The sequence below is a fragment of the Mycobacterium sp. genome (assembly GCF_049585075.1).
Classification (GTDB): domain Bacteria; phylum Actinomycetota; class Actinomycetes; order Mycobacteriales; family Mycobacteriaceae; genus Mycobacterium.
Genome location: NZ_JBAUZA010000304.1, coordinates 20,485 through 27,179, shown reverse-complemented (window position 1 = coordinate 27,179; position 6,695 = coordinate 20,485). Strand labels below are relative to the sequence as shown.

Below are 6,695 nucleotides of genomic sequence, written 5' to 3'. Positions count from 1 at the left end.
TCGACTTCTGTTCGCTGGCCCCGGTCCGACGCCGCGGATTGATCCAAATCTTTCCTAACGACATCGACCTGGCCCTGGAAGAGATTCGCTGGGGTGCCGAGCAGAACTGCTTCGGCGGCGTGCTCATCCCGCCAGTCTCACCCGGTGACCCCAACGTCGCACCGCTGTTCCACACTCGCTACGAACCGATCTGGGCGCTCTGTGCGGATCTGGACCTGACTGTGGTGCAGCACGCGGGCGCCGGCAGCCCCGAGATGCCGATGGACCAACCGGCGTCCAACGCAGTGTTGATCACCGAGATGGCGATTTGGGCCAACCGCACCCTCGGTCACCTGATCCTCGCCGGGGTGTTCGAGCGGTACCCGACGCTGCGATTCGTGCCGACCGAACAGGGCACGCTTTGGGTGCCAGGGCAACTCGGCATACTCGACGCCATGGTGCCCACCATGAAAACAGAGGCTCACAACCGCACTTACGGGATGTTCGGCGGGTCATCGGTCGACGAGTTGACTTTGACGCCAAGTGAATACGCTCAGCGAAACTGCTACCTCGCCAGCGAGCTAGCGCCGTTCGACGCAGCGATGATCGATTTCATGGGCCCAGAGCACATCATGTGGGGTAGTGACTATCCGCACGAGGAAGGCTTCACGCCACACTCCAAGCTGGCCATCCGCTGGGCATTGCACGACAAGTCGCAGGATGCATGCCGAAAGATCTTGGGCGGCAACGCTGGTCGACTATACCGGTTTGACCTTGATGCGCTGTCGGGAGTCGCTGCCAAGATCGGGCCAACGGTTGCCGAGGTACACACACCGCTGGAAGACACCGGTTATCGTGCTCCTGCCGCCTTCGGTTACCGGCCGTTCGAAGGCGGCCTGGCGCTCAAGCGGTTGGCTCCGGCGCGCAGCTAGCTTTCGCGTGGGTGGATGAAAACGCCCTCAGCCTCGACGGTGATGCCCTGTGCATCGGCAAGATGGCCGATGGCGAAGGTTTTGACCCCCTCCACCCGGTCGACGCGGGCTTTCGCATGCAGCGGGCCTAGCGGCGTGCCCCGCAGAAACCGAACGATGAGAGTGCCGGTATAGGCAGGAATTCCCGGTTTGTGCGCGGTTGCGCCAAGGACATGATCGAGCACCATCGCGCAAACCCCGCCGTGCACGTGGCCGGGGGGTCCTTCGTAGGCGGCGCCGAGGGTGAAGTCGGTCCACACCAGCCCCTCGGCTCCGTGGTTGATCGCCAGGGGAGGGGCGACCGGATTGCGCAAACCGATCATGACGTTGCCCCATGCCACCGTTTGGCCGTCGCCCGTCTGCTGCACACCGAAAGAAGGCGGCATCGGTGCCGCGGTCAATTTCTCAGTGATGCAATCGATCTCCTCCTTGGCTGCGATGAGGGAGGCAGCGTCGACTTGTGTCCTGATTGTGGCGTCGATGAGGCGACGCACCGAATTGGCCAACGGCCGATACAGCCACTGGAGCGTCGCCATTTCCCCATTGGATGTCACGGCCAAAGTGTGCAGCGCGCCTTACGCGCCCGGCAATGCCGTCTCCCGACCAGTGGTCAGTTGCCGAAAGCCCAGTGGCTCGGGTTGTAACCTGGGCAAATGGAAGGCAGCAATCCGCCGGGCAAGCCGAATCTTGCGGCGACCAGCTGGGCGCTGCTCGGCATGCTGTCGTATGAGTATGAGCTCTCCGGCTATGACATCCGCAAGTGGATCGACTGGAGCATGCGGTTTTACTACGGCAGCCCGGCTTACAGCCAGATCTACTCCGAGCTCAAGAAGCTGGAGAAGCTGGGCCTGGTGACCTCGCGCGTCGAGAACACGGGCGGCACCCGCCATCGCAGGCTGTACAAGATCACTGAAGCCGGGTTGAACGCGGTAACCCATTGGGCGAATGAGGCTCCGGTCGACCCGCCCACCCTCAAGCATGGCCCGCTGCTGCGGGTGACGCTGGGGCATCTGACTAACCCGGCGCGGCTAAAGGAGGTGCTGCAGGAACACGTGGCGTATGCCGACGAGATGCACCGAAACGCCGCAAAGGACGCCCGGTGGGCCGGTGCCGATCCGTCCTGGGCATACGCCCGCGTCGCGTTGCAGTGGGCCGAGCGGTATTACGCCAACGAGCGGGAGCTCGCCCTGAAGATGATCAAAGAACTTGACGAGGCGGAAGCCGCCTTTCCCCAGCCCGGTAAAGGCGGCCCTGCTAAGATCCCTTGGCCCACACCGGAATTCTGGTACGAAATCGAAAAGAAGGCCGACGCGGACGAACCCGATTGATCACGCTCCGGCGGCGTGACGGGCTGCAATGTAGCCGTAAACCAGTCCCTGGGCGATGGTCGCGCCCGCACCGGGGTATGTGGTTCCGAACGCATTAGCCGCGGTATTCCCGATCGCGTACAAACCCTCGATGACACTGCCGTCTTCGCGCAACACCCGAGCGCGGTCGTCGGCTTGCACACCGCCACAGGTGCCGAGGTCGCTAAGAACCATCTTCACCGCATAAAAGGGCTTCCTATCGAGCGCGCGGAGATTGGGGTTCGGGGTGATGGTGGGATCGCCGTAATAGCGGTCGTAAGCACTACGGCCGCGGTGGAACTCCACATCATGCCCGGCTCGGGACATCTCATTGAATCGCGTGACGGTAGCCGTGAACTGAGATTCGGGAAGGCCGATCTTGCGGGCGAGTTCAGCGAGGTCATCCGACCGATAGGCAATGCCAGCCTTGTACCACCCCGGTGGGATCGCCATCCGCGGAAATAGCTCGCCGGCAAAGACATAGCTGTTTCGGTACTGCTGATCGAACACGATCCACATGGATTCGACCGGATTGCCCGAGCGTTCCCGCTCTAGCAAGCATTGCCCGAACGACATGTAATCCATTGCCTCGTTGGCGAACCGGGTGCCGTGCTGATCGACGATCAGCGAACCCGGCAGGGACCGTTCGGCCAGCAACACCAACGGTGCACCGCCCCGGGGCGGTGCCACAGCTGGAAACCACCATGCTTGGTCCATGAGATCGGTTGCGGCGCCGATGTCTTGAGCGGTGTGAATGGCGTCACCGGTATTGGTGTCCGCGCCCAGGCTCATGTGCTCGCCGAGGGACTCCGACTGAAATTTCCATCGCATAGCCATGCTGTGGTCGAACCCACCGGCGGCCAACACCACGCCGCGACGCGCAGCGACGGTGACCTCGCGCCCGTCGTGACTCATCACTGCGCCGGTGACGCGTGCGCCATCGGTGGTCAAGCGCTGCAATTCGGAGTCGGTCCAAATGGGGATCCCCGCACGTAGAACACCGGCGAATAACCCCGCGGTCAGCGCCTGGCCGCCCGCGACGTAACGCCGCCCAAGTAGTAGTCCGCCCACTCCTTGGCAAAGTCGCTTGACGATGGTCGGTATGCCCTTGCGCGGAATACGGGCCATCAGGTTCATCCACCGGTAGTCAGCGGTGGTGGTGGGCATGGGGATCTTGACCTCCATGACCCCGGGTCGCAGCCGGTTTCGGTGCTCGCCGAGGATGGCGGAATTCAGGGGTCGGCATTCGCAGGTGCGTCCGGCCGAGGTGCCGCCCGGCGCCTCGGGGTGGTAGTCCGAATAGTCCTTGGCCCAGCTCAGTCGTATCGGGGTGGTGCGCCGCAGCAGCTCAACGGTTCCGGTCACGTTGCGCAGATAACCGGCAGACCGTTCGGCCGGCGCAGTACCCGCCACTACCGACCGCAGATACTTTTCGGCACGCTCTACGGAGTCGTCGGCGCCCTTCTCCTCGAGGATCGGACTGGCCGGCAGCCACAAGGCGCCGCCCGAGCGGGCGGTCGAGCCGCCGACATAGGACGACTTCTCCACGAGCAACACCGTTAATCCGCATTCGTGGGCGGCCAGCGCTGCTGCCATACCCGTGCCGGAGCCCACGACGAGGAGGTCGACCACCGTGTCGTGCACCGGCATGTCGGCGGGGATCGTGGCTGGTTGGGCAGTCGTCACGAACATGACATTAGGTCGTGGATGTGGCGCCGTGAGCGCTTTCTCCCTGCCAGCGGGACGGTCGGTGCCACAGGCAGGCCAACGGTTGTACAACAGCGACATGACGTTGCAGTCGAATACTGACGAGATTCGGGAGATCGAAGCGACCTCGGCCCCTTCCCGATTCGCTCGCGGCTGGCACTGCTTGGGCCTGACCAAGGACTTCGGCGACGGCAAGCCGCAGGCCGTGCACGCGTTCGGGCAGAAGCTGGTGGTCTTCAGAGGCGAGGACGGCAAGATCAACGCGCTCGACGGCTACTGCCGCCACATGGGCGGCGATCTCACCCAGGGCGACGTGAAGGGCAGTGAGATCGCGTGCCCGTTCCATGACTGGCGCTGGGGCGGTGACGGCCGCTGCAAGCGTGTGCCCTACAGCAAGCGGGTGCCCAAGCTGGCGCGCACCGCGAAGTGGACCACGTTAGAGCAAGACGGCATGTTGTTCGTGTGGAACGATCCGGAAGGTAATCCACCGACGCCGGATGTCACCATCCCTCGGATCGAGGGCGCCACCAGCGACGAGTGGACCGATTGGCATTGGTACACCACGGTGGTCGACAGCAATTGCCGCGAAATCGTCGACAACGTTGTGGATATGGCACATTTCTTCTACGTGCACGGGTCGATGCCTACGCACTTCAAGAACATCTTCGAAGGCCACATCGCGACGCAATATATGAACAGCGGGCCGCGCCCGGACATACCCGACCCGGAGGGCCAACCACGGATGCTCGGCACGACTTCGGCCGCGTCGTATTTCGGACCGTCGTTCATGATCGACGATTTGACGTACCACTTCGAGCATGCAGATCAACACACCGTGCTGATCAACTGTCATTATCCCATCGATGCGAATTCGTTTGTGCTGCAATATGGCATCATCGTCAAGAAGTCCGAGCACCTGCCCGAAGATGCGGCGATGCAGGCCGCGACCGCCCTCGGTGATTGGGTCAAGGTGGGCTTCGAACAGGATGTGGCGATCTGGAAGACCAAGGCGCGCATCGACAATCCACTGCTGTGCGAGGAGGACGGACCTGTCTATCAGCTGCGACGTTGGTATCAGCAGTTTTACGTCGACATCGGCGATGTCACGCCGGATATGGTGGATCGCTTCGAGCATGAACTTGATACCACTAGCCCACGCGCGGAGTGGATGAAGGTGGTCGAAGCCAACCTCGCTGTCGGGACAGTGGCGGGAACCAGCTGATGACCGTTCGGATCGACAACCGGCTCTCCGACTGTCCGATGGTCTCGGTGGCCTGCCGGCGCTGCTGCGCTGATGTACTGGTGCGAAAGAGCAGTTGGAACCAGACCAGTGTGCAATGGAATGCTGGAACATCTGCCGGATGCCTGGAGCGTCGTGACGCGCAGAATTTGCCCGGATACGCGGGGCGAGGTGTGTTTTTGGGCTGTTCCGCGCTGACCGCCTCGATTGTCGACGCGGTCCGTCGCGGTGACTTGCCTGTGGTCGATGAGATGATTGGCGCAGCAACGTAGCCGGTGGGCCAGGGGCGTGCGCCGCCGTTCCCGGTTGGCATGCAACACCTTTCGTTACATCAAGCCATCTGAAAGGCGCTGATCGGTGCCTCTTCCGGATAGCTCGACGGACCGCCGAGGTCGTAGGCCGCATTGAGGGCGCGGATGAACTCTGGGTCGTGCAGCGGGTCGTCAGGCATCGCAAGTTTGACGCCCTGAGCATTGACGTCCTTGACCATGGTGTCGATCGCTTGCTCGATGGTCAGGTCGTCGGCGCCGTCCATATTCTTCTTCAGTTCGTCGTAGTCGGAGAACACCTCGGCCGACCAGTGCACCAGGAACCGAAGTTCGTCGGTGTGGTGGCGGGCAATCACATCGTCGCAGTTCTTCAACAGCCAGTAGTCACGGTCGGCAGGATCACCGGTGAAAACCGTATCGAATGCCAAGCCAGCTGGAATCTGTTGATCGAGACGCCCGTTCGCCTCGCCACGGTGCACCATCATCTCGTTTTGCACCACCACGCCGCGATTGTTGATCGGTGGCAGAACCCGCTTGGGTGCCCGCAGTGGCCCGTCGGGCCAATAGGTGAATCCGCTACCGCCATCCAACGAGAACCAAGTGATCACCTGCGCCATCTTGATCAGGTAGTCCTGAAACAGGCCAGACTTCCCCATCACGCTGGTGAGCCACGTGGGCGCGTTCTCATGCCGAACCCCGCGGAAGCTCGGCGAATCCAGGTGTCCTGGATCGCGATTGGCGCACGGCCCATTGATGTTGAACAACATCAGCTGCGGCTTGGCGTATTCGGCATCCCAGTAGCCTTTGGCCATCTCCAGGAATCGCGCATTGTAAAAGCAGTCGTGCAGTTGCGGATAGAGCGCCGCGCCGTAGTTGGCCAGGTAACCGCGGAAGGTCGGGGTGAGGAACAGGTCGAGCGACGGAGTAAAGCCCTCGGGGAACACGCCGCTCATGGTCGCGATCAGTTCGTCCGCCGATGCAAAGTGTTGCGCGATGATCAGCTTCCACGGGCCCTCGGTGCGCACGACGTCAAGCAGACGCTCGCGTTGGTCATCGGTGTATACGCTGTCGACCTCGCGAGGCGGTGCCACTGGGCGCAATACGTCGGAAAGCTTCATCCTTCGCTCGTCGGTGAGCATCAGCTTTCTCCTTCCGCCATTTCTGAGTTGGTGTGATTGTGCGC

The 6,695-nt window shown here is 62.3% G+C and carries 7 protein-coding genes; 4 read left to right on the top strand and 3 right to left on the bottom strand.

Features of this window, described 5'->3' with window-relative positions:
* Positions 1-911 (top strand): amidohydrolase family protein (locus WB785_RS14785; RefSeq protein ID WP_424080076.1); only part of this gene is annotated, 911 nt, incomplete at its 5' end.
* On the opposite strand, the gene WB785_RS14780 is transcribed toward WB785_RS14785, so the two are convergent.
* The gene (locus WB785_RS14780; RefSeq protein WP_424080075.1) at positions 908-1,486 is read right to left on the bottom strand and encodes a PaaI family thioesterase; all 579 of its coding nucleotides are present in this window, start codon (positions 1,484-1,486) and stop codon (positions 908-910) included. The genes WB785_RS14785 and WB785_RS14780 overlap by 4 nt on opposite strands.
* A 117-nt stretch (positions 1,487-1,603) precedes the next feature.
* Here WB785_RS14780 and WB785_RS14775 point away from each other — a divergent pair, with 117 nt between their 5' ends.
* Positions 1,604-2,278 (top strand): PadR family transcriptional regulator, encoded by a 675-nt coding sequence (locus WB785_RS14775; RefSeq protein ID WP_424080074.1) that lies wholly within the window; start codon positions 1,604-1,606, stop codon positions 2,276-2,278.
* Here WB785_RS14775 and WB785_RS14770 read toward each other — a convergent pair whose 3' ends face one another.
* Positions 2,279-3,988: a 3-ketosteroid-delta-1-dehydrogenase gene (locus WB785_RS14770; protein ID WP_424080073.1), complete on the bottom strand. Its 1,710-nt coding sequence runs from the start codon at positions 3,986-3,988 to the stop codon at positions 2,279-2,281.
* 94 nt (positions 3,989-4,082) lie between these two features.
* Between WB785_RS14770 and WB785_RS14765 the strand changes: the two genes are divergently transcribed.
* A complete protein-coding gene (locus WB785_RS14765) occupies positions 4,083-5,225 on the top strand; it encodes a Rieske 2Fe-2S domain-containing protein (RefSeq protein WP_424080079.1) in 1,143 nt (380 codons plus the stop codon).
* Complete coding sequence (locus WB785_RS14760) at positions 5,225-5,515, top strand: ferredoxin (protein WP_424080072.1); 291 nt, start codon at positions 5,225-5,227, stop codon at positions 5,513-5,515. The genes WB785_RS14765 and WB785_RS14760 overlap by 1 nt, the downstream gene beginning before the upstream one ends.
* A gap of 59 nt (positions 5,516-5,574) precedes the next feature.
* On the opposite strand, the gene WB785_RS14755 is transcribed toward WB785_RS14760, so the two are convergent.
* The gene (locus WB785_RS14755) at positions 5,575-6,651 is read right to left on the bottom strand and encodes a hypothetical protein (protein ID WP_424080071.1); all 1,077 of its coding nucleotides are present in this window, start codon (positions 6,649-6,651) and stop codon (positions 5,575-5,577) included.
* Between the last annotated feature and the right edge of the window lie 44 nt (positions 6,652-6,695).

Bases quoted from the DNA above. Each gene is read 5' to 3' on its own strand.
- WB785_RS14780 (WP_424080075.1), bottom strand. From the start codon at position 1,486: ATGGCGACGCTCCAGTGGCTGTATCGGCCGTTGGCCAATTCGGTGCGT.
- WB785_RS14775 (WP_424080074.1), top strand. From the start codon at position 1,604: ATGGAAGGCAGCAATCCGCCGGGCAAGCCGAATCTTGCGGCGACCAGC.
- WB785_RS14770 (WP_424080073.1), bottom strand. From the start codon at position 3,988: ATGTTCGTGACGACTGCCCAACCAGCCACGATCCCCGCCGACATGCCG.
- WB785_RS14765 (WP_424080079.1), top strand. From the start codon at position 4,083: ATGACGTTGCAGTCGAATACTGACGAGATTCGGGAGATCGAAGCGACC.
- WB785_RS14760 (WP_424080072.1), top strand. From the start codon at position 5,225: ATGACCGTTCGGATCGACAACCGGCTCTCCGACTGTCCGATGGTCTCG.
- WB785_RS14755 (WP_424080071.1), bottom strand. From the start codon at position 6,651: ATGCTCACCGACGAGCGAAGGATGAAGCTTTCCGACGTATTGCGCCCA.